Below are 25602 nucleotides of genomic sequence, written 5' to 3'. Positions count from 1 at the left end.
GGGGGCAATCAGGGGTGCGGCCGGGGGGGTGAGGCCGGGCCCGGCCCGCCGCCCGCCCCCGAGAAGATCACGCCGGGGTCGGCCGGGGCCTGGTTCAGCACCCACAGCCCGATCAGCGTCGCCAGGGCGAAGACGACGGCGATCAGGACGGCGAGCACCAGCCGCCGCCGGCGTTCGCGGCGCAGCCACTCGCCCCGTGCCGTGCGGTAGGCGTCGGGAGCCGCGCGCACCCCGCCCGCCAGTGCCTCCAGGGCCTCGCGCAGTTCCCGCTCCGTGCGGTCGTGGCCGGTGTCGTTCATCGCCGGGCCTCCATCGCCTCGGTCAGGGCGGCCAGGCCGCGGGACGTGTGGGTCTTGACGGAGCCGCAGGATATGCCCATCGCGGCGGCGATCTCGCTCTCCTTCAGCCCGAGCCAGTGGCGCAGCACCAGCGCCTCGCGCTGCCGGGCCGGCAACTGCTGGAGGGCGTCGATGAGCACCCGCTGGTCGTCGCGCAGCAGTGCGGTGCTCTCGGCGGAGGCGACCGTCTCGTCGGGCGGTTCCGGCGGGTTCTCCACGTGCTTGCGGGCGACCTGGAGATGCCGTATCCGCATCCGGGTCAGGTTGCAGACGGTGGAGCGCAGATAGGCCTCCGCCGCCTCCACGTCCCGCAGCCGCCGCCACTTGCGGTAGATCTGGTAGTAGGCCTCCGCCACCACGTTCTCCGGGTCGTCGGCCCCGAGCAGCACCGCCAGCCGCAGCATGGAGGAGTAGTGCAGCTCGAAGAGGCGGGCGAGGCCGGCCTCGCGTTCCAGGTCGGCCGGGTCGACCGCGGCGAGGGCGAGCGGCTCGACGTACGGCTCGGGCACGGGGATGGGATGTCCGCGTCTCACGGGTGGTTCGCTCCCGTCTCGGGGCGCCGCCTGACGGTCAGGCGGGACGGCAGGTCGGTCAGGTCGGCGCCGCGCGGGACGCCGAGACGTTCGAGGAGGACGGTGCCGGCCACCGCCACGGTCAGATTGAGCAGCAGCGCCGCCAGCCCGGCGTAGATCTCCGGGGAGCCGAGGCCGAGGGCCACGGTCGAGGAGAACCCCTCCCGCACCACCATGAGGGTCCCGGCGACCATGCCCGTGCCCCACCCGGCGAGCAGCGCCCGCGGATGCAGCCGGGCGGTGAACAGCCCGAGGGCCACGGCCGGGAAGATCTGCAGGATCCACACCCCGCCGAGCAGTTGGAGGTTGACGGCGTCCTGGTCGCGCAGCCCGAACACGAACGCCACCGCCCCGACCTTGGCCGTCAGGGACACGGCCTTGGCGATGCGCACCTGCCGTTTCGGCGTGGCCGTCGGATGGACGTACTCGACGTACACGTTCCGCACGAAGCTCGTCGCCGCGGCGATCGACATCACCGCCGCCGGCACCAGCGCGCCCACGGTGATCGCGGCGAACACCAGCCCGGCCAGCGGCGCCGGCATCAGCCGGTCCACGAGCATCGGCACGGCCGACTCGGCACCGCCCGGCGGGGCCTGCACACCCGACGCGAGCGCCGCGACGCCGAGGAAGCCGAAGAGGGCGAGCAGTCCCGTCCACGCGGGCAGCGCCACCGAGACCTTGCGCAGAGTGCGCGGCCCGTCGGCGGCGAAGGCCGCGGTGAGAACGTGCGGGTACATCAGCAGGGCCAGCGCGGAGCCGAGGGCGAGCGTGGCGTACGCGGGCTGCTGGGCGGGGGACAGCATCAGCGGCGAGTGGGCCACGTCCGTCCCGCCGAGCCGCCGGGCCGCCGAGTCGAAGACCGGCCCAGGCCCGCCGAGCCGCCCCAGGACCAGCCAGCACACGGCGGTGAGCGAGACGAACACCGCCACCGCCTTCAGCGCCGAGATCACCGTCGGCGCGCGCAGCCCGTGCCGGTAGGTGGCCACCGCGAGCCCCGCGAACAGCGCCACCATCACCAGGTCGCCGGCCGCGCCGCGCGGATAGAGCCCCCCGGCCGTCAGCACCGCCCGTATCCCGAGCAGTTGCAGTGCCAGGTACGGCATCGTCGCCAGGATGCCGGTCAGCGCGACCACCAGGGCCAGCGGCGGCGAACCGTAGCGTCCGCGCACGAAGTCGGCGGCGGTGACGTAGCCGTGCCGGCGCGCCACGCTCCACAGGCGGCTCAGCAGGACGAAGGCGAGCGGGCACACGATCACCGTGTACGGCACCGCGAAGAACGCGGACGCCCCGTTGCCGTACGCCAGTCCCGGTACGGCGGTGAAGGTGTACGCGGTGAAGATCGTGCCGCCGAGCAGCAGCCAGGTCCACGCCGGACCCAGGCTGCGGTCGGCCAGCGCCCAGCCTTCCAGGGAGGGCAGCCGGTCGGTGGGGCGCAGACGCCGTGCGGTGACGGCGAGCAGCGACGCCGCGCCGATCACGGCGAGGAAAGTCGCGGTCATGGCGCCGTCGGCCATGGGTCACCGTCCTTGGTGTGCCTGTGCCCTCACCCTCTGGTTGCGCGGGGGGCTGATTCGGTTGACGCGAAACCGGCGGGAAATCTCCTGGACATTCGCTGTCAACCGGTTCCTGCGGGTGGGCAACTCTTGCACAGACCGACAGCGAGCGGGACCCCCCGGGGCCCCGCGTCCGCTGCTCCGCAAGCCCTCCTGAGCTGCGGAGATCGTTTACCCCGCTGTGCGAGCGAGGAGCCGCCATGTCCGTCTCAGCCATGCCCGAAACCGGCCGCCCGACGCCGGAGAGGCGCCGAATGTCCCCACGGTCCGTCCTGCTGTGGGCCGCCGTCTCCCTGGTCGGCGCCGTCGCCTGGGGCGTGCTCGCGCTGGCCCGGGGCGAGCGGATCTCCGCGGTCTGGCTGGGGATCGCCGCCCTCGGCTCGTACGCCATCGCCTACCGCTTCTACTCCCGCTTCATCGCCCGGCGCGTGCTGCGGCCCGACGACCGCCGCGCCACCCCGGCCGAACGGCTGGAGGACGGCGTCGACTTCCAGCCCACCGACCGCCGAGTGCTGCTCGGCCACCACTTCGCGGCGATCGCCGGCGCCGGACCGCTGGTCGGACCGGTGCTCGCGGCCCAGATGGGCTACCTGCCCGGCACCCTGTGGATCGTCGCCGGGGTGATCTTCGCGGGGGCTGTGCAGGACATGGTCGTGCTGTTCCTGTCGATGCGACGGGACGGGAAGTCGCTCGGGCAGATGGCCCGCGAGGAGATCGGCAGGGCCGGGGGAGCGGCGGCCCTGATCGCCGTGTTCGCCATCATGATCATCCTGCTGGGCGTGCTGGCGCTGGTCGTCGTCAACGCCCTCGCCCACTCCCCGTGGGGCACCTTCTCCGTCGCGATGACCGTGCCCATCGCCCTGTTCATGGGCTCCTGGCTGCACCGCATCCGCCCGGGACGGGTCGTCGAGACCAGCCTCATCGGCGTCGCGCTCCTGCTGCTCGCGATCGTCGGCGGCGGCTGGGTGCAGAACTCCTCGCTCGCCGACACCTTCACCCTCAGCCCCACGACGCTCGTCTTCTGTCTCGTCGGCTACGGCTTCGTCGCCTCCGTGCTGCCGGTGTGGATGCTCCTCGCCCCGCGCGACTACCTCTCCACCTTCATGAAGATCGGCACCATCGCGCTGCTCGCGGTCGGCGTCGTCGTCGCCGCGCCCGTGCTCAGGGCGGACGCGGTGACCGACTTCGCCTCCACGGGCGCCGGGCCCGTCTTCGCCGGCTCGCTCTTCCCCTTCCTCTTCATCACCATCGCGTGCGGCGCGCTGTCCGGGTTCCACGCCCTGGTCGCCTCCGGGACCACCCCGAAGCTGATCCAGAAGGAGTCCCAGGTCCGGATGATCGGCTACGGCGCCATGCTGATGGAGTCGTTCGTCGCGATCATGGCGCTGATCGCCGCGGCGACCCTGGAGCCGGGGCTGTACTACGCGATGAACGCGCCGGCGGGCCTGCTCGGGACGACGGCCGAGTCCGCCTCCCACGCGGTGGCCGGCCTCGGCTTCACCATCACCCCCGACCAGCTCACCCAGGCCGCCGAGGCGGTCGAGGAACAGACGCTGATCGCCCGCTCCGGCGGCGCGCCCACCCTCGCCGTCGGCATGTCGGAGATCTTCTCCGGGGTCTTCGGCGGCACCGCCATGAAGGCGTTCTGGTACCACTTCGCCATCATGTTCGAGGCGCTGTTCATCCTGACCACGGTGGACGCCGGCACCCGGGTGGGCCGCTTCATGCTCCAGGACATGCTCGGCAACGTGTGGAAGCCCGTCGGCCGTGTCAACTGGAAGCCCGGCATCTGGCTGTGCAGCGCCCTGGTCGTCGCGGCGTGGGGCTACTTCCTGTACACCGGCGCCACCGACCCCCTCGGCGGGATCAACCAGCTCTTCCCGCTCTTCGGCATCGCCAACCAGCTCCTCGCCGCGATCGCCCTCGCGGTGTGCACGACCGTCCTGGTCAAGTCCGGGCGGCTGCGCTGGGCATGGGTCACCGGGGTCCCGCTGGCCTGGGTGGTCGCGATCACCTTCACCGCCGGCTGGCAGAAGATCTTCTCCGACGACCCCAAGATCGGCTTCTTCGCCCAGCGCACGCGGTACGCCGACGCGCTCGACGCCGGGAAGGTCCTGCCGCCCGCCAAGTCCCTGGACGACATGCACACCGTGGTCACCAACTCCACGGTGGACGGCGTCCTGATCGCGGTGTTCCTGGCGCTCGTCGCGGTGGTCCTGGTCAACGCGGCGGTGGTGTGCGTCCGCGCCGTCCGCGCGCCCGGGACGCTGCCCACGACCGAGGCGGCGTACGTCGAGTCCCGCATCGAGGTGCCGTCCCGGCCGGCCGAGCCCCTTGCCGGAGCGCGAGGGTGACGGTCCTCCACCGGGTCCGCGGCATGGGGCGGTACCTGCGCTGGTACCTGCGTGAGCTGACCGGCGAGGCGCAGTACGACCACTACTGCGCCCACCACCGGCGCCGTCACCCGCACACGCCCGTCCCCACCCGCCGCGAGTACGAGGTGCTGCGCACGCGCCGGCGGGAGGAACGGCCGCAGAGCCGGTGCTGCTGAGGGGGCCCCGGGGCGCGGCCCGGGGCACCGCCCCGGCCCGGGGGCCGGCCGGCTTCCGGTCCGGCGCTCCGGCCCGCCGGGTCTCCGCCCGGTTCCGCCCCCCTTGCGCCACCCCGACTGCCCCCGCCTCCCACGCCCCCCATTCCGGCGACCCCCACCCCGATGCCGTCTCCCCCAGAGGTCAGGATGCCGCGACCGGCTGTCCGACGGCAGCCCGTGAGCGGCCTCGCGCGGGCGGGCGCGGGCGACCGCGGGCGCGGACAGGGTGCGGGCGCGGGCGCGGACAATGCTCGGGCGCGGGCTGCGCGGGGTCTACACCGCCGCCGGCTCGGCCCGTTCCGTCTCCCGCTGCCCGGCCTCCCGCCGGTCGCGCAGTTCCCGTCGGACCAGGACGATCCAGCCGATCGGCACAGCGGCGGCGAACAGCCACCACTGGATGGCGTACGCGTAGTTCAGCGGCGCGTTCTCCTCGCCCGGCCGGCCCAGCAGCTCGGGGGTGTCACCCTTCGGCTCGGGCGCGGTCTGCGCGATGTAACCGCCGAGGACCCGGGCGCCCAGCCGGCGCGCCTCCTGCTCGCTGTTGATCAGCATGATCTGCCGGTCCGGCAGACCCTTGAGGTCCTTGATGCCACTCGCCGCGGTCGTCTCGTCGGGCATCAGCCGCCCGGTGACGGTGATCTCCCCGGCGGGCGGCGCCGGGATCCTCGGGAACGCGCTCTGGCTCGGGCCGTCCGCCGGGATCCAGCCGCGGTTGACGATCAGGACCTTGCCGTCGTCGAGGACGAAGGGGGTGAGGACGTGGAAGCCGACCTCCTCGTCGGCGTTCACGCGTCGCCTGACGACGACCTCCCGCCCGGTGTCGAAGCGGCCCTTCGCGGTCACCCGGTGGTACCGCTCGTCGCGGGTGACGGTGTGCCCGGGGGAGGTCAGCCGCTCCACCGGCACCGGCTCGGCGGTGAGCGCGTCGGCGACCAGCTGGTTGCGGGCGGAGCGCTCCTCGTAGCGGTGCATCTGCCATATGCCCAGCCTGATCATCGTGGGGATGAGGAGGAGGGCGACCAGCGTGATGATCACCCACTGCCGGGACAACAGGAAGCGGTACACCCCACGACCGTACATCTCGGACCGTGGGGTGCTCCCGGCGGGGTGCGCTCAGACGCGGTCGACGATGCCCACCTTCCCCTCCGCCCGCGCGCAGTGGGCGCCGCAGTACCAGTGACCCTCGACCTCCACGCCCTGGCCGATGATCTGCACCCGACAGTGCTCGCAGATCGGGGCCATGCGGTGGATCGCGCAGGAGAAGCAGTCGAAGACGTGCACCGCGCCCTGCGCGTGCACCTCGAAGGTCATTCCGTAGCTGTTGCCGCATACTTCGCATGTCGCCATGCGCCACAGGGTGAGGGGTCGCCGTGGCGCGGGCGAGCGGGCGACGGGCGAGTCGCGCGGCAATCACCCGGACGTACGGGTCGCTCGCCCCACGCGCGGGTCAGTGCCGACGAGGCGGGGGCAGTACCCGCGCGCGGGTCGGTCCCCACGCGAACCCGCCGGTCACCAGGCGCGGCCCCTATGTGCCGGTCGGTCCCCACGCGGGGTTCTCGGTCCCCGCGTGCCGGTCAGTCCCACGCGGGCCAGTCGGTCGCCACACGGGGCCGGTCCCGCGCCGGCCGGTTCCGCGCCGGCCGGTCCCCGTGTGCCGGTCACTCCGCCGCGGGCTCCACGTCCCGCAGCAGTTGTCCGAACGCCGCCTCGTCCACCACCGGGGTGCCGAACTGGCGCGCCTTGACCACCTTCGAGGTGCCCGAGTCGGGGTCGTTGGTGACGAGCAGGCTGGTCAGCCGGGAGATGCTGGTGGCGACATGCAGTCCGGCCTCCGTCGCCCGGTCCTCCAGCAGCTCCCGTTCGACCGACGTGTCACCCGAGAACGCCACCCGCATGCCCTGCATGAGCCGTTTGCCCTCTTCGTACCGGCCGGGGTTGGGGTAGGGGCACGCGGGCCGCCTGCGGGACGGGCGCCAACTGCTCGGCCGGTAACCGCCGCCGGGACCGCGGTACCCACCGGAGCCGCCGCCGGGACCGCTCGCCTGCCGGCCGATCCGGGGTGCGGGCCGGTCCTGCCACTCCGTCAGCGGCCGGCACTCGTGCAGCGGCAGCCGTACGCCGCCCGCCGCCGCGGCCCGCAGACTCGGCCGGAACGCCTCCGCCAGCACACGCGCGTCGTCCAGCGCGTGGTGCGCCCGCCGCTGCACGACACCGAAGTGCGCCGCGAGCGACTCCAGCTTGTGGTTGGGCAGCGGCAGGGCCAGCTCCTTGGAGAGCGCGATGGTGCACAGCCGCTGCTTCACCGGGGCCTCGCGCTCCGCGCGCGCGTACTCCCGGGCGATCATCTGCCAGTCGAAGACCGCGTTGTGCGCCACGAGCACCCGACCCGCGAGCCGAGCCGCGAACTCCTCGGCCACCTCGCCGAAGAGGGGCGCGCCCTCCAGCGTCTCGCTCGTCAGACCGTGTATCCACACCGGGCCCGGATCGCGCTCGGGGTTGACCAGCGTGTACCAGTGGTCCTCGACCTCACCGCGCGCGTCCAGCCGGTAGACGGCGGCGGAGACGATCCGGTCGTCACGGGCCAGGCCGGTGGTCTCCACGTCAACGACCGCGTACCCCTGGGGATACGCGGCCGGCCACTCCGTGGGGGAGGACACCGTGGTCGTGTGGTCTTCGAGCATGGTTCCTGAGGATACGGGCCGCCACTGACACCCCGTGAACGCCTCCGGACGCGACATCGCGCACGACCACACGTACGTACGGGATGAAACCGGACGGAAGGGATGCGCGGCGTACGGGAGTTCGCGGACGGCCCCGACGCGCGGTCCGGCGAGTCCACGAGAGGGCCGGCCCGGGTCGTACGGGGAAGGCCTTGGGGCCGAGGACGTAGGGGAAAGCCCCCCGCAGGGCCCGGGACGTGGCGGGAAGGCCGCCGTGGCCCGAGGACGTGGAGGGCAGGCCGCCGCGGGGCCGGGGCGTGCGGGGGAGGTCGTGGCGGCCCGGCACCGTCAGCCCAGTGCCGCCACCAGGTCCCCGGCCGCAAGCGGGGTGAGACCGCAGCCGTCGACCGGGCCGGGCAGCAGCCGGTACACCTCGCCCGTCGCCCCCTCGGGCGCCACCCCGCCGTACACCAGCGCCAGCAACACGTGCTTCCCGGCCCCGGCTTCGGCGGCCGCCTCGTCCGCCCGGCCGCCGTCGCCGTCCGGACACTCCCGCCGCTGGGGCGCGTCGAGCGCACGCACGCGTGCCGCGAACGCCGTGTCCGGCTCCCCCGCCCGCCGTGTGTAGTGCCACAGCTCGTCGGCGGCGCCCGGCTCCTGCGCCCGCCGGACCACCGCGACCTCGTCGGCGCGCGCGGCCGCGTGCCACACCGCCAGGTCCCACAACGTCGTCCGGCCGCGGGCGAAGTACCGGTGCAGGTCCCGGCCGGCCCGGCCCAGTTCGGCGCCGTGCCGGTACAGGCTGTGGAAGCCCTCGTCGGACGACAGGTGCAGGTCGATCCACAGGAACGTGCGGTGGTGCAGGTCGACCAGGAGCGGGACGTGGATGCGGGAGTCGCCGACCAGGTCGTAGCGCTGGCGCACGGTCCGCGGGTCGTACGACGCGTCGCGCGCCTCGTCGGCCGACGAGGGCAGGGTCATGAAGCCCGCGAAGGCGTCCAGCAGCCGTTCGAAGGCGATGTCGTTGAAGCTGAAGACGACGGGCAGCGCGTAACGCACACCGAGCCGGCCGAGCGAGGCGAGGTCCAGGTCCACGTACTCGGTGGCGCCGTCCGGCGCGGGCGCCGAGGTCAGGTCGCCCGAGTGCACGGCCGACCGCTCGTCGTGCACCAGACGGGTGTAGTCGCACAGGCCGGCGAACTCCCAGTCCTCGTCGTACAGCGCGACCGACAGGTCGAGGTCCACGCGTGTCCTGGCGGGCTCCGTCCAGTGCAGGAACAGCCGCATCACCTCGCCCTTCGGCAGCGGCTGGGTGCTGCCGCGCGGCACGGAGACCAGCGCCTTGGTGTCGGCGCGCTCGGTGGCCGGCACCGCGAGCCCGGTGAGCGCGGAGTCGAGCACGGCCAGCTCGACCTTCGGCGCCGCCGACAGCCGGCGCACCGCCTCCGCCTCCAGCAGCGCGCACACCGCACCCGTCACCGCCGCCGACAGCGGCGCACGGGTGTCGTCGAGGGTGTACGCCTGGGTGACCTGGCCGCGCGGGAAGAACACCCTGCGCTCCGACGGCAGATCACGGACCCGCATCCGGCCGAGCGAGGCCAGCAGCGGCGCCGGCCCCGCCTGCGGCAGCACCCGCCGCAACACGTCCGCGAAACCCTCCGGCAGCTCGGTCAGGTTCCGCAGCCGCAGCAGATGGTCCAGACGCCGCAGCAGCTCACCGGGGCGGTGCGACAGCAGCGCGAGCGCGGCCGGCGCGTCCCGTTCGGCCAGCGCCTGTTCGACGCGGGCACTCCAGGTCACGGCCCGCAGACGGTCCCCGTCGACCCGTACGGCGTCCGGGTGGGCGGCGGCCGTGCGCAGCAGCGCCGCACCGAGCGCGGTCCCGGCGGTGTCCGTCCCCCGCACCACGGCGAAGGCCAGCGCCGCCCTCGGATGGCGGGCGTGCTGCTCGAACGGGTGCAGGATCTCCGCGGCCCGCTTCCACAGCACCGGGTGCCGCAGGACGTCCTCCACGAGCAGCGGCGTCGACAGCCCGTCCAGCAGACGGAGCAGACGGCGGCGCAGCCCGCGCGGCAGGGACCGCAGCCGGGGCGGCTCGATCAGGTCCGCCTCCCCGCCGGACCACACGCACAGCAGCCGCAGCACATCGGTGGCGGTCGTGAGGTGGACGTCCAGCAACTCCAGGGCGTCCGCGCGCCGTTCCCGCGCCCGCAGCATCCGCCCCAGCACGAGCGCCTTCGTCTCACGGACCGGTATCTCCCGCGGGAACCACTCCGCGCCGAGCGGCGCGTGCTCCAGCAGCACCGCCAGGTCCTGCCGGTCCCTCGGCGGCAGCGGCGTTCGACGGGCCAGCAGCGTCCGCAGCGCCGTCACGGCGTCGGCCCGCGCGTCCCGCCCGAGCGCCAGCAGCTTCAGCGGACCCACGGACACCTCCTCCTCGCGCGCGTGGCGAGGCGGAGCCGGCGTCAGGAAGGGGTCGGCGGGGTCGACGCGGCGGTGGCAGATCGGGCAGCCGGCGTAGTCCGCGCCGTCCCAGCACACCCGGCACACCAGATGCGCGCACGGCGCCACCGGGTGCACGGCGCCCACCGTGCCGCACAGCACGCACGGCTGCTTCGGCCACTGCGACAGCAGCGCGAAGACCCGGTCGACCCACATCGAGAACGTGTCGTCCGGCACGGACGCCGGGAAGCTGCGGAACAGCGGCATGTGCGTGCGGTCGGCGCCCAGTTCGGCGTCGATGTGCGCGACGAGCTCCCGCCCGGCGGCGGCCAGCCCCGCGGGACCCAGCCACGCCAGCGCCGCCCGCAACGGCGCACTCGGCGCGAACCCCCGGTCCAACAACTCCGCTTCGAGCGCGAACAACCCCTCGTCGGTCGACGGATCCCCCGGCCGGGGCCCGGCCTGGTCGACGTAGACGGTACGGAGACGACGAAGCAGCACGGACGCCAGTACGGACAAGCGGAATCCCCCGGAAGGCTAGGGAAAAGGAGACGACACGACCCTCGATGGAATCCCCGAACCGATCGGGGCCAGAGGTCTGGTGAAGGAAGGGAAGAGGCGGAGAGTGGGTGCGCTACAGGATGCGTAGGAAGGAGAGAAGGAAGCACACCGGCGGAGCCGCCCCTGTGGTGAGGACTGTAGAACGGTCACCTGACGGAACGCCACCTGTTTTTCGCGTCCGACGCTGCGTGATTTCCTGCTGTGCCATGCTGACCTGCGCACCGTGACGGTACCTGGGGAGGCGTCAGGCATGGGGGAGAGCCGGCAGGCTTTGATCATCGCTGTCCCGTCCTGCGAACTGTCCGATCGTTTCGGCGATCTGACGGACGTCGTCGGTCACGACGTGGAGCTGATGACGGAGTCGCTGCGCTCCTCGGGCTACAGCGTCGAGCTGATCGGGGCGAGCGCGGAGGAGCCGGCGCAGGGCCCCCGGATCCGCAGCGCCATCAGCCGCGTGTGCGCGACCGCCCCCGAGGACGCCACGGTCCTCATCCACTTCACCGGGCACGGCCTGTCGGTGGGCGGAGCCGACCATCTGGTGCCGGCCGACGCGCAGTTGACGTGGGCGACGACACCGCCGCAGGTCGACGTCGACAGTCTGATCGGGCTCGATCTCGCCAAGCTGCTGCGCGGCTGCCGCGCCGCGACCGTGCTGCTCACGGTCGACGCCTGCCGCGACGAGGACGGCACCGCGTCCTTCGGCGGTCCGGCGACCAACTTCCCGGCCGGCCAGGACAGGGTCGCCGTCCTCTTCGGCTGCGGCCCCGGCCAGACCTGCGGCTCGGACGAGACGCGGGGCAGCCACTTCACCCGCGCCCTCGCCGAAGCGCTGCACGCCGACACAGCCCCGCGCACGGTCGCCGAGGTCATCGCCCACACCGTCCGCCGGACCACCGAGCTGGCCCGGGCCGCGCGGGAACGGCAGACCCCCGCCGTGCACTACGCGCCGGCCGGCCCGCGGGCGATCGAAGGAGTGGACCTCTGCGCCGGCCGCACCCTCCGGGAGGAGTGGACGACGGCCGTGGGCAACCCGGAGCTGTGGGCGGCGGTCCACTGCGACGACGAGCGCCGGACCCGACTCGAGGAAGCCCTCGTCCAGTTGGTCGCCGACTGCGCGACCTGGTGCGCCGGCGCGCTGAGCGGTGTCCCCGACCCGTGGGCCGACGACCACTACCCCGTACGGGTCCTGATGTGCGGCCTGCGCACCCTGCTCGCCCCGTCGCAGACCCGCGGCGGGCCCCTGCTCGACGCCGGTGAGTTCTCCGCCCTCGCGGCCGCGCCCTTCGTCCGCGAGGCCGTGTACGCCATGGGGGTGAAGGAAGTCGCCGCCGTCGACCCCTTCCGGCTGGACCCGGCCACCGGGCCAGCGGGCGCCGACCCCGAACGCGTCGATCTGGAGCACACGTTCGCCGCCAACTCCCTGCTGTGGCGCAAGGGCCGTGAACTGGCCGGACGCGATCGCGGCGAGGACGCCGACGCGGTCGCCGCCTGGCTGCTGCACCGGCACGTCGGCGGTAAGGAGGAGCTGTGGGACCGCTACGCGCCCCAGCTTCTTGCCCCGCTCGCCAAGGCGGTCATCGGCCCCGGCGCGCCCGACGGACAGGTCGGCCGGCTCACCGACGAACTGGTGCGGGTCTGCCGACAGATCGGAGTCGCCCCCACCCAGCCCTACCAGGGTGAGCATGAACCGACCGACGGCCGCCGACGCCTCGACGGGATCGTCCGTTCCGACGGCACACCGGAGCGCTGGCGCCCGCGCGAGCTGTCCTGGCTGATCGGGGTCGCCGGCCTGCTCGGCGCGGACCTGCGGCAACTGCCCGGTGTCCTGGTCGACAACATCGGCATCACCGACGGTCTGCACCCCACCCAGGCCGTCGCGAGCGTACGCCAGCTGCACTGGGTTCGCGACCGACTCAGCAGGACGCTCGACCTGGTCCTGGACTGCCCGCACCCGGCGGTCCACGCGGGCCTGGAGGCGCTGACGGGCTGGACCGACGACGCGGTGCAGAACATCCGGCAGCACGTCGGCCCCGCCGGCCCCGCCGACCTCCTGGCCCACCTGCCCGACCGCGTCACCTGCCGCCGGCTCCAGCCCCAGTACGACGTCGTGAGCAGAAGCGACGCCTACAGCACGCCGCTGATGAGGTTCGGTCTCGCCGAGGACGAGATGCGCGAACTCCTCATGGGCACCCGGCTCTACGGCGACCGGGCACTCGCACTGCGCGAGCTCTACCAGAACGCCCTCGACGCCTGCCGGTACCGCCAGGCCCGGCTGCGCTACGGCAAGGCGGCCCAGCGGATCCCGTTCACCTGGGCCGGTGAGATCGTCTTCCGGCAGGGCGTGGACGCGGAGACCGGCCGGCCCTACGTGGAGTGCGAGGACAACGGCGTCGGCATGGGCCACGCCACCCTGCGCGGCACGTTCTCACGCGCGGGCCGCCGGTTCGAGCAGTCCCGCGCCTACCGCAGGGAACAGGCGCAGTGGCGCCGGGCCGACCCGGAGCTGCGCATCCACCCCAACAGCCGGTTCGGCATCGGCGTCTTCAGCTACTTCATGCTCGCCGACGAGATCAGCATCTGGACCCGCGCCACCGACGAGTACGGCCGGGTGACGGCCGACGGCGGCCTGCGCGTGGACATCGCCTCGACGGGCAGCCTGTTCCGCATCCGCCGCAGCGAGGAGGCGCAGCCGGGGGGCGGGACGCGGGTCCGGCTGTATCTCCAGGACACCGACGTGGACGTGGCGGAGGAACTCGGCAAGCACGTGTGGCGGGCCGGGTTCGGGATGCGGGTGGAGAAGGACGAACGGGTCGTCCGCACCTGGCGGGAACGCGTACTCCACTACTTCGGGGACGCCGACCGGGCCGTCGAGGCGGGCACCGACCTGTGGTGGGTGGAGGGGAAGGGCTGCCTGCTGGCGGACGGGGTGCTGGTCAGCCCGGAGGACATGTTCAAGCGGAAGGAGGACAGCGCCTCCCGCTGGCTGGGACAGCTGAGGAACAGGTACATGGACGAGGAGGAGCGGGGCAAGGACTGGCACTCCCGGGACGGGCACCCCTTCGGCTGCGTCATCGACCTCGGAGGAACGCACTCACCGGAGATCAGCACGGACCGGAACCGGATCCTGTCCTACGACCGGGCCTGGGTCGACGCACGCATCGAGGACGCGTGCCGCGACGCCACCGCGCCCGAGTGGCTCACCCTCGAATGGCTGTGGGCGTTCGCCGCACTCCACCCGGCCGCCGGGGCACGGTTGATGGAGCGGTTCCTCGCCCGCGGCACCCGTGTCGTCAGCAGGCTCGGCTGGAACAGGACCACCGACGTCGACCTGCGGCGCGTCGGCTGTGTGCCACCGGACGCCGGTCTCGTCCCGCTGGAAGGCCGCTTCCGGGACACCACGGAGAGCGACTTCATGGGTGCCGACGCCTTGTTGTCCTGGCGGCTGGGCGTGCTGCGCTCCGCGGGCATCCCGGTCTCCACGACGCGGCACGAACTCCCCCTCCCGGACTCGGTGGCCGGCTATCCCGAGCCGCGCACCTGGGAGGTGTGGATGCGCTCGACCGCCTACGGCCCGTTCGTCAAGAAGGAGATGCTGGAGTCGGCGGCCCTGTCCGTGACGCCGGACACCGTGTCGACCCTGGGCGAGGTGCTGCGGCGGCTGAGACGCTACGCCATCACCGGGTACACCCTGCCGCCCCTCGCCGATCTCGACGCCGCGTACCGCATGACGCTCGACGACGTCGACCGCCGGATCCTGGCGTCGCGCCGTGCCGACGAGGGCCTGCTGTCCCGTACGGCCCGCCGGCCGCTGGAGAGCACCACCGCCCTCCTCACCCTGTTCAGCGTCAACGCGGCACAGCCACTGCGTGCGGCCGTGCGCAGGGCGGAGCGCTTCGCGGCCGCCGGCCTCCCGGTCAGGATCATGCCGACGGCCGGGGAACCGCCCGCGGACCGGACCGCCTCACAACGGGACGTCGAAGTGCTGTCCTGCCACCCCCGGTGTGCTCCGGCGGCGGGGACACGTCACTTCCGGCCACGGCCCTCCGAGACCGAGTACCGGGACGTGGTCGAGCGGTACCGCTGGCTCGGCCTGTCCCCCGAGGAGCAGCCCGCGACCGGCACGTTCGCTTCGGGAATGGAGCAGGAGGAACAGGAGCGCTTCGAGCACGCCTTCGGGTTCTCTCCGTACCAGCGGGGCTTCGACCTGTCGCTCCACCAGCTCGCCCGAGCCTCGGGCATGTCGAACGAATCGGTCGACGACGTGGTGAAGCGGTACGTCCAGCACTTCGCGGACCACGACATCCGGGTGCCGGACACGGGCGCGCTGGCCGGGCGGACGTTCACCCGGCTCGACTGCGATCTGCTGGGCGCGGCGGCGGAGAACTGGGACGTGCGGCTGGACGCCGAGTCCCCCGACGCGCCGGCGCCGCTGTTCCTCACCGCGGTCACCGTGTGCCGAGCCGCGGAAAGCACCCCGGAGGTGATCGAGCGCCTCGAAGAGCTGTCGGCGCTGGGACTGGTCGACGACAGGGCGCCGCTCCTGGTCGAGCGCTGGCGCGCCGTTTCCCGCGGCGACTGGGCCCTGCTCCCCCTGAACCGCTTCCTGATGTCGTCCAGTGCGACGACCACGGCGCGTGAACTCGCCCGGGCCGCGGTCCGGGGGAAGCCGGACATCGTCTACGTCTTCTGGGTGGCGGCGGTCCACGAGATGTCGGTGGGGGAGACCCGCTCCCGTCTCCTGGCCCTCGCCTCCCTGCTCGGGGTCGACACCACCGCGCTGGAGGAGCCGCTCGACGCGGACGTCGCCGACGCGGTGCCGACGGTGAAGGACCTCACCGCGTGCTGCACGGTTCCCCAGTACGGCCTGGTGAGGGACGACGGGGACGGCGTGCAGTGGGCCGCCCCCACCCCGGCGGCCCTGGCCGCCCACGCGTGCGCCGGCGGCCGCACTCTCGGCCAGAGCCTCGACCTCCTGTGCCGCTACTCCTCGCTCGGAGCCCTGTGGGCCGAGCCCTCGACGCCGGACGGCGACGACGCCTGGCGCACCCACCGGCCCACGGCTCACGACCGCGCCTTCTTCCACGGCGACCTCGTCGGCGACCTGCACGTCGGTCCGCTCGACCTGCTCCGTGTCGCCGCCCGTTTCGGCTGGCGGCTCGACCACGCCTGGGACCGCCTCGCGGTGTACCGCCCCTTCGGGCTCGCCATGGGCGTGGCCCGGCCCGCACTGGACGCGGTGCCGACCTGGCGCGATCTCATCCTGCTGACGGAGCACTTCACGGGCACGGCCCCGGCCCTGGCCGGCCGGGTGACGGCACACCACATCGCCGTCGCCGCACGTGAGGTGGAGCAACCGACCGCCTGGGTCCATGAGCGGCTGGCGCTCTACGCGTCCCTGTTCGCCCTCGACCTGCCGTCCGACCACCCGGCCGACCCGGCCCCCGTCCCCCTCCCGGAGACGGACGACGCCGCCTGAGGAGCAGCATGCCCGGACACGAACAGACCGACTTCCGCGAGCACGAGGTGACGGCGCCGACCGCCGGCCCCGGCGCCTTCAGCGTCGTCCGCTCCGGCGACGGCCGCTGGTACACGGTCACGGGCCCCTGCCCGACCTGCAGATCCGACGTGGTCTTCCGCGTGGCCCACGGCGTCCTCGGCCCGGCCAAGTGGGGCAGACGCAGGCGCCCCGAGCCGCTCACCGGCGCCGTCACCGTGTACTGCCAGTGCGGCTACCCGCACGCCGACCGTCCCCCCGAGTCCCCCGACACCGGCTGCGGTGCCTTCTGGGACGTGCCGGTGCCGCCCGAGCAGGGTGCCGCCCCGTGACCGATCTGCTCAAGAAGCGGTACGCCCAGCTCGGCCAGCAGCTCCAGTACGACCAGCTGGGCACCGTCCGCCGGCAGGCCGAGGGGTGGCGCACCGGTCTGACCGGGCTGACGGGGCTCGTCGGTGTGGTGTTCGTGCTCAAGGGGCGCGAGAGCGTCGCCGGGATGCCGCACGTGTGGCGCTGGACCACGGCGCTGCTGCTGGTCCTGGCGTTCGTGCTGCTGCTCATGAGCGCCCTGCGCGCCGTGCGGGCCGCGCACGGGCAGCTGGGTGAAGGGACCTGGCTGACCGGTGACCGGCTGATGGAGGCGGTCGTCGACGAGGTCGAGCGCACCCAGCGCGCGCTGGTCGGTGCGCGGCGGCTGGCCGTCGCGGGGCTGTGTGCGATCGTCGCCGCCATCGGCGTGTCCTGGCTGGTGCCGGTGGAGGAGGCGGCGGCGGGGAAGAGCGGGCCGTACGTCGTGGTGACCACGGACCGTGCCGTCCTCTGCGGGGAGCTGGTCGTGGGGGACGCCCGGACGGTGACGATCAGGCCCGCCAAGGCCGAGCCGGCCAAGGGCAAGGGGGACAAGAGGACGGAATGGGTCCGTGTCCCCGTCGGCGAGATCCGGGCCCTCACTCCGGCGAACGGCTGCTGACGGGCCCGCCGCGCGCGGCAGCGTCAGACGGGAAGCGGGATCAGACGCTCCGGCGGGAGGCGTTCCGCGCCGAGCAGCCGTGTGCCGGCAGTGAAGCGGACGGTGAGGTTCTCACGGTCGGCCAGAGGCGTCAGGTCGATCGGTCCCTGGCAGCCCCGCAGGACGACGGTGTGCAGGTCCGGCAGGTCCTTCCACGCGTCCAGACCCGAGGTGAGCTCGCATTCGGCGAGGGCGATCTCGGCCAGCCGGCGGTGGCGGGTGAGGGACTCGGGGGCCAGGGTGCCGTACAGGACCTGGACCGTGCTGATGTCCGGTACGTCCTCCAGGCGGGCCAACTGCTCGATCTGCGCCGTGCCGCAGACGCTCAGCCAGTCGAGGCGCGACAGACGGGAGAGCCCGTCGAGCAGGATGTCCTCCGTCCCCGGGAAGAGTCCGAAGCCGGTCAGGTCGACCTCCGGGAGGTCGGCCACGGACCGCATGCCCGCGGGGACGAAGTCCATCGAGACGTGGGTGAGGCGGCTGAGGCCGGCGAGCGGCGCCAGGGACAGCTCCGGCGAGAGGCCGTAGAGGTAGAGGGTGCGGATCGGCAGGCCCGTCAGGGGGGAGAGGTCGCGCAGGTTGCGGCAGGAGTCGATGCCGAGCCGTTCCAGCCGGGGGAGCCGGGCCAGGGGGGTGAGGTCGGTCAGCGTCTCGTCGTCGTTGAGGAACAGCCACGTCGCGCGCGCGTTCCGCACGATCACCTCGGGCACGCCGAAGGCGCCCCGGAAGTGGAACCGCTCGATGTGCGGGAGGTGTTCCAGTGCGGTGAGCTGCGCCGGTGTCACCACGTGGAGGTAGCTGTCCGGCAGGTGCGCGTCCGCCAGGACGGCGAGGGCGTACTCCTCGGCGTCGAAGAAGCGCCAGCCGACGGACATCTGGTAGCAGACGGGATGCCGGTCGTCGCCCCGGAACCGCGCGACGACCGCCAGCGCCGCCGGACCGCCGACCAGCACAGCCGTCCGGACCACCGCTTCGGCGGTCTTCTCGTCCAACCCCTCCGGTCCCGGCAGCAGTTCCAGCACCAGCTCGCCCACCTTCGCGAGCTCCGCCGCCTCCTCCGGCGAGCGCGGCGGCATCAGCTCCTCGGCACGTGCCTGCACCTCCCGGCGCACCGCCGGGTCCAGCTCCGGCGCGTGCTCCAGGCTCGCCGCCGCCAGCAGCACCAGCCGGTGCCGGTGCCGCTGCGCCTTGTCCGCCCGGCGCAGCAACTGCCGCAGCAGCCGTGCGCGTTCCTCCACGCGCGCGTGTCCCACCGCCATCCGCACGACGTCGTCCCACTGGTCGTCGTGGGCGTTGCGCACCAGCACGCCGAAGTCCCGGGCCTCGACGGCGGCCCTCGCGCCCAGGTGGTCCTGGAAGGTGCGGTGGACGAAGTCCACGTAACCGGGCACCGGCTCGCGCAGCAGACCGCTGCGGATGAGCAGGTGGGCGAAGACCTGCTCCGCGTCACCCTGCTCGCGCACCTGCGGCATGGCGTCCAGCCACTCGTCCAGCAGGGCGACGACCTCGTCGCGGGCGGCCTCCACCTGGCCGTTGCGGATCATCCAGTAGGCCAGCCGCTGGAGCAGGGCCGTCTGCTCCTCGCGGGAGAGGACGACGCCCTCGACGGAGGAGATCTCCCGCTCGGTGTCCCTGCGGACCAGGAGCATGTCGAGGGCGGCGTCGTACAACTCCTTGCGAGCACGCGGCAGATGCATGCGCCGGTCGCGGTTCAGGGCGCACAGCAGCGCGCACATCAGGGGGTTCGTCGCCAGCCGGCCCAGGTCGCGGCGGGTGGCCACCGCCTCGACGAGGCTCGCCTCGTAGCGGTCGAGCAGCTCGCGCTCGCCGTCCGGCGCGCACTCCACGCGGGCCGCGTCGTGCCAGTGCCGGACGAACGTCCGGACGTCCTCGCGTTCCATGGGCAGCAGCGTGTGCGCCGTGAAGCCCTGGGGTGCCAGCCAGTCCTCCGGCACCGCCGACGGGCGGGTCGTGACGACGTAGCGGGCCTGCGGGAAGGCCGTGAGCAGCGACCTCAGCCACTTCTCCGTACGGTCGCGCAGCCTCGGCGGCACCTCGTCCACGCCGTCCACCAGCACCAACGCCCGTCCGTTGCCCAGGAGTTCCTCCACCCAGCCGTGCGGCGCCGCGAGCGGGACGCCCGCGGCGGACAGGAAGTCCTCCGGCAGGGGCAGACCGTCAGGGGTACGGAAGGCACGCAGTCGCAGCACGAACGGCACGCAGCGGTTCCAGTCCGCGAGTTCGGGACCGAAGCTCTGCCGGGCCGCGTTCAGTGCCAGCCACTGAACCAGCGTCGACTTGCCCGACCCGGCCGGACCCCGCAGCATCAGCCGCCGGCCGTCCGCGAGGGCCTGCTCCACCTTGACCGCCTTCTCCGGCGCTCCGTCGCGGCGGGACGGACGCCACCACTCGGCGCTCACGGCCAGGCTCAGATACGCCGTGTCCAACGGCCACTCGGCCCGACGCCGACCGCCCAGCGTGACCCCGAACAGCTCCAGCCGCGCGTGCGTCCCGGCGACGAAGTCGGCGTACCGCCGCTCGAACGCGAGCTGCGCGGACGGCACGGCCTCCTCCCGGTCCCGCAGCAGGGCCCCGGTCCGCCGCGTCTGCTCCACCGCCGCCCGCGCCGCGAACGACGGGTGCGCGGTGAGCTGTTCGACGACGTGCCCGCAGCACAGCCCCAGCAGCTCCGCGTACAGGTCCTGGGCGCGCTCCGCCAGGTCGGGGACGGGGCGCCGCAGGTCGTCCGCCAGCCGTGCCGGGTCGAGGTCGGCGGCGAACAGCGACTCCGCCGTCAGCTCACCCGCCGCCGCGAAGGTGTCCTGCACGGCCGCGACCGCCGCCAGCCTCTCGTGCTCCGGCAGCGCCGCGTACCCGTCGGCCAGCCGCGCGCCGAGCACCCGCGCCAGCTTCTCGGGTCCCGCCGGCTTCGGCAGCGGCCGGACCGGCTTCGTCACCAGGCCCGCGCCCGGGCTCGGCCTGAGCATCGACCTCGCGACCGCCGACACCACCGTCGACGCCAGCCGCACCACCACGACGTCGATCCCCTGCATCCCCCGACCTCCCCGCTTCCCGCCGACCGCATCCTAGGCACCGCTCCCGCGCCCGTTGGCGGGGATCGCCAAGAAGCAAGCGCGTACCGTCGGTAATACTTGTGGGTAACAACGTCTAGCCCCGGCCCACCAGCGGTTCTACGGTGCCAGCATGCCGAACCTGCCCGATGTCGTGCTGTGGTCGATACCCGCCTTCGTCCTCCTCGCCGTGGTCGAGATGATCAGCGTCCGCCTCCATCCAGACGAGGACGCGGCCGGCTACGACGCCAAGGACGCGGCGACGAGCATCGGCATGGGGCTCGGGAGCCTCGCCTTCGACCTCCTGTGGAAGATCCCCATCGTCGCGATCTACACCACGGTCTACGAACTGACCCCGCTCAGGGTTCCCGTCCTGTGGTGGACGATCCCGCTGATGCTGTTCGCCCAGGACTTCTTCTACTACTTCTCGCACCGCGGCCACCACGTGGTCCGGATCCTGTGGGCCTGTCACGTCGTCCACCACTCCAGCGAGAAGTTCAACCTGACCACCGCGCTGCGCCAGCCGTGGACGTCCCTGACCGTCTGGCCGTTCTACGTCCCGCTCGTCGCCGCGGGCGTGCACCCGGCCGCGCTCGCCTTCTGCTCCTCGGCGAACCTCGTCTACCAGTTCTGGATCCACACCGAGCGCATCGACAAGATGCCCCGCTGGTTCGAGTTCGTGTTCAACACGCCCTCCCACCACCGCGTCCACCACGCCTCCCAGGGCGGCTACCTGGACCGCAACTTCGGCGGCATCCTCATCGTGTGGGACCGGCTGTTCGCGTCGTTCGCGCCGGAGGCCGAGCGGCCCGTCTACGGGTTGACCAAGAACATCAACACGTTCAACCCGATCAGGGTGGCCACCCACGAGTACGTGGCCATCGCCAGGGACCTCAGAGCGGCGTCGAGTTGGGGTGAGCGAGCGGGCCGCGTGTTCCGGGGACCCGGCTGGCGGCCGGCGCCGCCCGCCGAGGCCGCCGTGGCCGCCCAGGTGGAGGAGTCCTCGCCCGCGTGACCCCCGCCCGCGCCCTCCTCACCGCGACCCGCGACCGCGTCCGCCGTGCCGTGACCCGCCCCCGCGTCGCCCCCACCGCCACCCGCTCGAGCGTCGACCCCGGGGCGACCCGTGACGACGTCCGTGCTGCCGCCTCCCGTGACGGCGTCCACCGTGTCCTCACCCGTGACCGCGTTCTCCTCGCCACCTTCGCCGTCGCCACCGTCGTCGACCTGAGCGCCCTCGTGGCCGATGCGGCCGTCGGGCACGGGGCGGCCAAACCCCTGCTGATGCCGCTGCTGGCCGCCTGGGCGGCCCTGCGCGGCGCTCCTCGCCCCCTGGTCGCCGCCCTCCTGTGCGGCTGGGGCGGCGACGTCCTGCTCCTCTTCGACGCCGAGCCCGCCTTCCTCGCCGGCATGGCCTCCTTCGCCGCCGGGCACGTCTGCTACCTCGCCCTCTTCCGCCGTCACGGCTCGGTCCGCGCCCGGGGCGCCGTCCTCTTCCCCTGCTACGCCGCCGCCCTGATCACGACCGTCGCCCTGCTGTGGCCGGACCTGCCGACGGAACTGCGTGTCCCGGTCGCCTGCTACAGCGCCCTCCTCACGGCCATGGCGTACACCGCCGCGACCCGGGCCGGCCTCGTCGCCGGGCTCGGCGGCGCGCTGTTCCTGCTCTCCGACACCCTCATCGCCACCGGCATCGCCCACTGGCCGCAGCCGCCCCGCCCCGACTTCTGGATCATGCTCACTTACGCCGCCGCGCAGTTCCTGCTGACCCGGGGCACCCTCGCCGGCCGCCCGCCACCGTCGGCCGCGAACGGCTCACGGGTGCCGTCGCCCGTCCCCTGAGCGGGTCTCAGCAGCCCGGCTCGGTCCTCGGTTCCCGCCGGCGGGCGAGCCGGGTCCGTCCCCGCCGGGCGTCGTCACCGTTGCCCGCCATGGCTCAGGGGGTGCCGTGCCCGTCCCCCGAGCGGGTCTCAGCAGCCCCGGCTCGGGTTCTCCGCCTCACGCCTCCCAGCGAGCCGGGTCCGCCCCCCAGGGGCCGGGCGGGCGTGCCCAGTCGGCAGGCCCGTTCGCGAACGACACCGGCGGGAGCGCGTACCGCAGCCGCCCGAGCCCGCTGTCGGTCTCACCGAGCCACGCCCCCGGACCGTCGTACTCGGCGCCGGCCTCGGTGCTCGTTCCGGTCACTCCTCCGCCCGCACCGGTCGTGCCAGGGCTCGCACCGGTCGTGCCGGGCCCCGCCCCGGTCGCTCCCGGCCCCGTCCCACTCGCTCCGGCCACCCTCGCCCCAGGCGCTCCCTCACCCGCTCCACTCGGTCCCGCACCCGGCCCGCCCGGTCCCGCACCCGTCCCCTCCAGCAACCACATGGCCGTCCGCGCCAGCGCCACCCGTACGACCCTGCCGCACCCCTCCGAGGACTGCTCGGTCAGGGCGCGCAGGATCGCCGCGGCGAGCAGGTACCCCGTGCCGTGGTCGAGGGCCTGGGCCGGCAGGGCGCCGGGTTGTCCGGCGGTGCCCTCGGTCGCCGCGATGCCCGTCGCGACCTGCACCAGGCTGTCGAATCCGCGCCGCGCGCCCCACGGCCCGTACGCCCCCCACGCCGACAACTGCGCCACCAGCAGCCCGGGCCGGCGTGCGACCAGCTCGTCGGGGGAGAGCCCGAGCCGGTCAAGGGCGCCCGGCCGGTAGCCGGTGACGACGACGTCCGCCGCAGCGAGCAACTCCTCGAACGCCCCCCGGTCGACGGCGAGGTCCAGCGTCGCCGACCGCTTCCCGAAGCCCGTGTCGACGTGCTGGTCGGACAGTTCGGGCAGCCGGGGTGTGTCGACGCGCAGGACGTCCGCGCCCAGCAGGGCCAGGGTGCGGGTGGCGACCGGGCCGGCGATGACCCGGGTCAGGTCCAGGACGCGCAGCCCGGCGGCCGGCAGCAGGGGGGTGCCGGTGAGGGACGGAAGCGCACGCGCGCGTGCGGTGTCCAACCGCTCGCTCTCCACGAGCGGCCGCCGCGCGATCGCCGCCGCCTGCGGGTGCGCGGCCCATTCCTCGGGCGTGCGCAGCGCGACGGCCAGACCGCCCGCCGCGTACACCGCGTCCTCCACCTTCAGGGCGGACCGCTCCGCGAGGGCGGCCGCGACCGGTTCGGGACGGTCGTCGGGCAGGTCCAGCGCCCGCAGCAACCGCTCACGGTGGTGCGGGTAGTTGGCGTGCGTGCGCACCCACCCGTCGGCCGTCCGCCAGAACCGCGACAGCGGTGCGAAGGCGACCGGCGCCCGCCCGTCGACCAGCAGATGCCGTTCACTGACGAACGCGGTGGCCACCGCCCCGTCGTCCACGCGCACCCGGGGCACCCGCGCGAGCCCGGCCCGCCGCGCCCCCAGCTCGGCGGCGGCCAGCGCGCATGCGCCGACGCACGCCCGTGCCAGCTCCCGGACGGGCAGCCGCGCCGCGAGGGCGCCCTCGCGCACCACGGTCGACACGCGCGCGAGGAGCGCCGGATCGCCGCCCAGATCCGACCAGGCCCACGAGACATCAGTCATGACTGCACTATGCAGTACCGGTCGAATCGACCCCGTGCGAAGGGCCGGGCGGTCGGCCCGCCCGGCCCCGTGCACCAGATCCGCGCGCCGGCTACTTCACCGCACGCAGCGCGTTCACCACGCCGAACCCGTAGAACCCGTTGACCCGCTTGCCGCCCGCGCAGGTCGCGTCCACGACGCCGTCACCGTTGCCGTCGTACGGCTCGGCCGGGCAGCCCGGGTTGTCGGCCTGCGCCTTGAGCAGGGCCTGGAGCGCCGCGGGCGAGGCGAACGGGTACTTCGACTTCAGCAGCGCGGCCACACCCGCCACGTGCGGGGACGCCATCGAGGTGCCCTGGAGGAAGCCGTACGCGTTGTTCGGCATCGTCGACAGGATGCGCCCGTTGGCCGACGGGGTCTCCGGGATCTGGTACCGGTCGCCGCCCGGCGCCGCGACGTCCACGACGCCCAGACCGTACGTGGAGTAGTACGACTTGGCGCCCTTGACGCCCGTTGCGCTCACCGTGACGACCCCCGGCAGCTGGGTCGGCACGTCGAAGCACTCGTGCGGGTCGATCGTCCGGGTCACCGGCGTGGAGTCGTCGGGGCTCGAGGTGTCGACGATGGCGTCGGAGTCCAGGTCGTGGTTGGAGTTGCCCGCCGACGCGACGTTGAGCGTGCCCTTCTTCTGGGCGTACAGCTGCGCCCTGTTGACCGCGTCGACGATGGCCTTCTGGTCGGCGTCGTCCATGCAGTTGTACAGCCACGGGTCGACGTAGTAGCTGTTGTTCGTGATCTCGACGCCGTGGTCGGCGGCGAAGACGAAGGCGCAGACGACGTTCTCCGGGTAGAAGAGGCCGTCCTTGGGGTCGCTCACCTTGATGCTGGAGACCTTCACCCCGGGCGCCACGCCCGCCACGCCGATGCCGTTGCGGGCGGCAGCGATCTCACCGGCGACGTGCGTGCCGTGGTAGTCCTCGGCGGTGTACGGACGCCAGGCGCCCGCGGAGGTGTCCGCGACACCGCCGACGCAGTTGGCCGACTGGGACGCGGAGAAGTTCGGGGCGAGGTCCGGGTGGGTGTCGTCGACGCCGGTGTCGATCACGGCGACCGTCACCTTCTTGCTGCCCGGGTTGATCTCGGCGGCCTTGTCGGCGCCGATGGCGCGCAGGTCCCACTGGTCGGCCTCGAGCGGCTCGCTCTCGCCCGCGGCGGCCGAGGCGCTCGCGGTCCGCGCGGCCTCCGCCTTCGACAGCAGCTGGGCCGCACCCTCGTCGGTGGTGCCCGCGAGGCTCAGCGGCGCCGTGCGCGTCGCACCCGCCGACTGGACCCCGCGCACGGCGCGTATCTGCGGGCCGAAGTCGGGGTTCGCCGAGTGCACGACGAGTACGCCGATCTTGTCGTAGGCCGCCGTGACGGTACCGCCGGCCGCCGCGACCGCCTGCTTCACCGACGCGATCGTGCGGCGGTCCACCTTCGTGTTGACGACGTACGCCAGGGTGCCGGCGTCGGCCGCCTGGGCGGCGGGAGCCGTGACCGGGGCGGCCGAGGCGGCCGTCGGCAGGAAGCCGAGGGAGGCGGTCAGCGACAGTACGACGGGCACCGCGAGGGCGAGGCGACGTCTGGAAGGCAGATGAGCCATGGGGTCTCCACATCATCCGGAAACGGGACCCGCCCGGAACGCGGTTCGCGCCTGGGCAGGTACATGACGGGTGGTGCTCGCCCGAAGCTATCTCCCCGACTCACCGACCAGCAATGACCTTCCCCGGATGACTTCCACAAAGCCACCCATCGTGTTG

The 25602-nt window shown here is 73.4% G+C and carries 17 protein-coding genes; 7 read left to right on the top strand and 10 right to left on the bottom strand.

Translation table 11 applies throughout. From position 1 onward, the window contains the following. Positions 1-8: 8 nt before the first annotated feature. From ACZ4YY_RS00275 to ACZ4YY_RS00265, 3 genes are read right to left on the bottom strand one after another with little or no spacing between them, the layout of a single operon-like run. Positions 9-299 carry a hypothetical protein gene (locus tag ACZ4YY_RS00275; RefSeq protein WP_468281804.1) on the bottom strand — a complete coding sequence of 97 codons (291 nt, stop codon included), beginning with the start codon at positions 297-299 and terminating at the stop codon, positions 9-11. Beyond that, positions 296-871: a SigE family RNA polymerase sigma factor gene (locus ACZ4YY_RS00270; protein ID WP_468281802.1), complete on the bottom strand. Its 576-nt coding sequence runs from the start codon at positions 869-871 to the stop codon at positions 296-298. The genes ACZ4YY_RS00275 and ACZ4YY_RS00270 overlap by 4 nt, the downstream gene beginning before the upstream one ends. Then, entirely contained in the window at positions 868-2424 is a 1557-nt protein-coding gene (locus tag ACZ4YY_RS00265; protein WP_468281800.1) for a sodium:solute symporter family protein, read from the bottom strand. The genes ACZ4YY_RS00270 and ACZ4YY_RS00265 overlap by 4 nt, the downstream gene beginning before the upstream one ends. A 239-nt stretch (positions 2425-2663) precedes the next feature. On the opposite strand from ACZ4YY_RS00265, the gene ACZ4YY_RS00260 reads away from it, so the two are divergent. Both ACZ4YY_RS00260 and ACZ4YY_RS00255 read left to right on the top strand, forming a co-directional pair. Continuing rightward, a complete protein-coding gene (locus tag ACZ4YY_RS00260) occupies positions 2664-4817 on the top strand; it encodes a carbon starvation CstA family protein (protein WP_468281798.1) in 2154 nt (717 codons plus the stop codon). 23 nt (positions 4818-4840) lie between these two features. Further along, entirely contained in the window at positions 4841-5014 is a 174-nt protein-coding gene (locus tag ACZ4YY_RS00255) for a YbdD/YjiX family protein (protein WP_468283173.1), read from the top strand. A 312-nt stretch (positions 5015-5326) separates the two neighbouring features. Here ACZ4YY_RS00255 and ACZ4YY_RS00250 read toward each other — a convergent pair whose 3' ends face one another. The 4 genes from ACZ4YY_RS00250 to ACZ4YY_RS00235 form a co-directional block, all read right to left on the bottom strand. After that, a complete protein-coding gene (locus ACZ4YY_RS00250; RefSeq protein ID WP_468281796.1) occupies positions 5327-6118 on the bottom strand; it encodes an SURF1 family cytochrome oxidase biogenesis protein in 792 nt (263 codons plus the stop codon). Positions 6119-6166: 48 nt separating this feature from the next. Then, complete coding sequence (locus ACZ4YY_RS00245) at positions 6167-6400, bottom strand: hypothetical protein (protein ID WP_468281794.1); 234 nt, start codon at positions 6398-6400, stop codon at positions 6167-6169. A gap of 311 nt (positions 6401-6711) precedes the next feature. Beyond that, the gene (locus ACZ4YY_RS00240; protein ID WP_468281793.1) at positions 6712-7734 is read right to left on the bottom strand and encodes a DEDDh family exonuclease; all 1023 of its coding nucleotides are present in this window, start codon (positions 7732-7734) and stop codon (positions 6712-6714) included. A gap of 327 nt (positions 7735-8061) precedes the next feature. After that, positions 8062-10674, bottom strand: a complete 2613-nt coding sequence (locus ACZ4YY_RS00235; protein ID WP_468281791.1) for an MXAN_6230/SCO0854 family RING domain-containing protein — start codon at positions 10672-10674, stop codon at positions 8062-8064. Between the two features lie 292 nt (positions 10675-10966). On the opposite strand from ACZ4YY_RS00235, the gene ACZ4YY_RS00230 reads away from it, so the two are divergent. Genes ACZ4YY_RS00230 through ACZ4YY_RS00220 form a run of 3 tightly spaced genes read left to right on the top strand, consistent with a single transcriptional unit; the run spans position 10967 to position 17180 of the window. Then, a complete protein-coding gene (locus ACZ4YY_RS00230) occupies positions 10967-16192 on the top strand; it encodes an HD domain-containing protein (RefSeq protein ID WP_468281789.1) in 5226 nt (1741 codons plus the stop codon). Between the two features lie 8 nt (positions 16193-16200). Next, the gene (locus tag ACZ4YY_RS00225) at positions 16201-16542 is read left to right on the top strand and encodes a hypothetical protein (RefSeq protein ID WP_468281787.1); all 342 of its coding nucleotides are present in this window, start codon (positions 16201-16203) and stop codon (positions 16540-16542) included. After that, positions 16539-17180: a hypothetical protein gene (locus ACZ4YY_RS00220; RefSeq protein WP_468281785.1), complete on the top strand. Its 642-nt coding sequence runs from the start codon at positions 16539-16541 to the stop codon at positions 17178-17180. Before ACZ4YY_RS00225 ends, ACZ4YY_RS00220 begins: the two co-directional genes overlap by 4 nt. Before the next feature lie 23 nt (positions 17181-17203). Here ACZ4YY_RS00220 and ACZ4YY_RS00215 read toward each other — a convergent pair whose 3' ends face one another. Continuing rightward, the gene (locus ACZ4YY_RS00215; RefSeq protein WP_468281783.1) at positions 17204-20272 is read right to left on the bottom strand and encodes an NACHT domain-containing protein; all 3069 of its coding nucleotides are present in this window, start codon (positions 20270-20272) and stop codon (positions 17204-17206) included. A 151-nt stretch (positions 20273-20423) separates the two neighbouring features. Between ACZ4YY_RS00215 and ACZ4YY_RS00210 the strand changes: the two genes are divergently transcribed. Beyond that, on the top strand, positions 20424-21305 hold the full coding sequence (locus ACZ4YY_RS00210) for a sterol desaturase family protein (RefSeq protein ID WP_468281781.1): 882 nt from the start codon (positions 20424-20426) through the stop codon (positions 21303-21305). A gap of 212 nt (positions 21306-21517) precedes the next feature. After that, a complete protein-coding gene (locus tag ACZ4YY_RS00205; RefSeq protein ID WP_468283170.1) occupies positions 21518-22132 on the top strand; it encodes a lysoplasmalogenase in 615 nt (204 codons plus the stop codon). Positions 22133-22288: 156 nt separating this feature from the next. Here ACZ4YY_RS00205 and ACZ4YY_RS00200 read toward each other — a convergent pair whose 3' ends face one another. After that, the gene (locus ACZ4YY_RS00200; RefSeq protein ID WP_468281779.1) at positions 22289-23824 is read right to left on the bottom strand and encodes a CoA transferase; all 1536 of its coding nucleotides are present in this window, start codon (positions 23822-23824) and stop codon (positions 22289-22291) included. Positions 23825-23915: 91 nt separating this feature from the next. After that, on the bottom strand, positions 23916-25445 hold the full coding sequence (locus ACZ4YY_RS00195) for a S8 family peptidase (RefSeq protein WP_468281777.1): 1530 nt from the start codon (positions 25443-25445) through the stop codon (positions 23916-23918). Positions 25446-25602 lie beyond the last annotated feature (157 nt).

It is taken from the genome of Streptomyces sp. NPDC030143 (genome assembly GCF_055573695.1).
The sequence above is the reverse complement of the archived record's forward strand: the minus strand, read 5'-3'. Positions and strand labels throughout refer to the sequence as shown.

What these genes read in the sequence shown, in the direction of transcription:
- ACZ4YY_RS00275 (WP_468281804.1), bottom strand. Translation starts at nt 299, where the DNA reads ATGAACGACACCGGCCACGACCGCACGGAGCGGGAACTGCGCGAGGCC.
- ACZ4YY_RS00265 (WP_468281800.1), bottom strand. Translation starts at nt 2,424, where the DNA reads ATGGCCGACGGCGCCATGACCGCGACTTTCCTCGCCGTGATCGGCGCG.
- ACZ4YY_RS00260 (WP_468281798.1), top strand. Translation starts at nt 2,664, where the DNA reads ATGTCCGTCTCAGCCATGCCCGAAACCGGCCGCCCGACGCCGGAGAGG.
- ACZ4YY_RS00255 (WP_468283173.1), top strand. Translation starts at nt 4,841, where the DNA reads ATGGGGCGGTACCTGCGCTGGTACCTGCGTGAGCTGACCGGCGAGGCG.
- ACZ4YY_RS00245 (WP_468281794.1), bottom strand. Translation starts at nt 6,400, where the DNA reads ATGGCGACATGCGAAGTATGCGGCAACAGCTACGGAATGACCTTCGAG.
- ACZ4YY_RS00240 (WP_468281793.1), bottom strand. Translation starts at nt 7,734, where the DNA reads ATGCTCGAAGACCACACGACCACGGTGTCCTCCCCCACGGAGTGGCCG.
- ACZ4YY_RS00230 (WP_468281789.1), top strand. Translation starts at nt 10,967, where the DNA reads ATGGGGGAGAGCCGGCAGGCTTTGATCATCGCTGTCCCGTCCTGCGAA.
- ACZ4YY_RS00225 (WP_468281787.1), top strand. Translation starts at nt 16,201, where the DNA reads ATGCCCGGACACGAACAGACCGACTTCCGCGAGCACGAGGTGACGGCG.
- ACZ4YY_RS00215 (WP_468281783.1), bottom strand. Translation starts at nt 20,272, where the DNA reads ATGCAGGGGATCGACGTCGTGGTGGTGCGGCTGGCGTCGACGGTGGTG.
- ACZ4YY_RS00210 (WP_468281781.1), top strand. Translation starts at nt 20,424, where the DNA reads ATGCCGAACCTGCCCGATGTCGTGCTGTGGTCGATACCCGCCTTCGTC.
- ACZ4YY_RS00200 (WP_468281779.1), bottom strand. Translation starts at nt 23,824, where the DNA reads ATGACTGATGTCTCGTGGGCCTGGTCGGATCTGGGCGGCGATCCGGCG.
- ACZ4YY_RS00195 (WP_468281777.1), bottom strand. Translation starts at nt 25,445, where the DNA reads ATGGCTCATCTGCCTTCCAGACGTCGCCTCGCCCTCGCGGTGCCCGTC.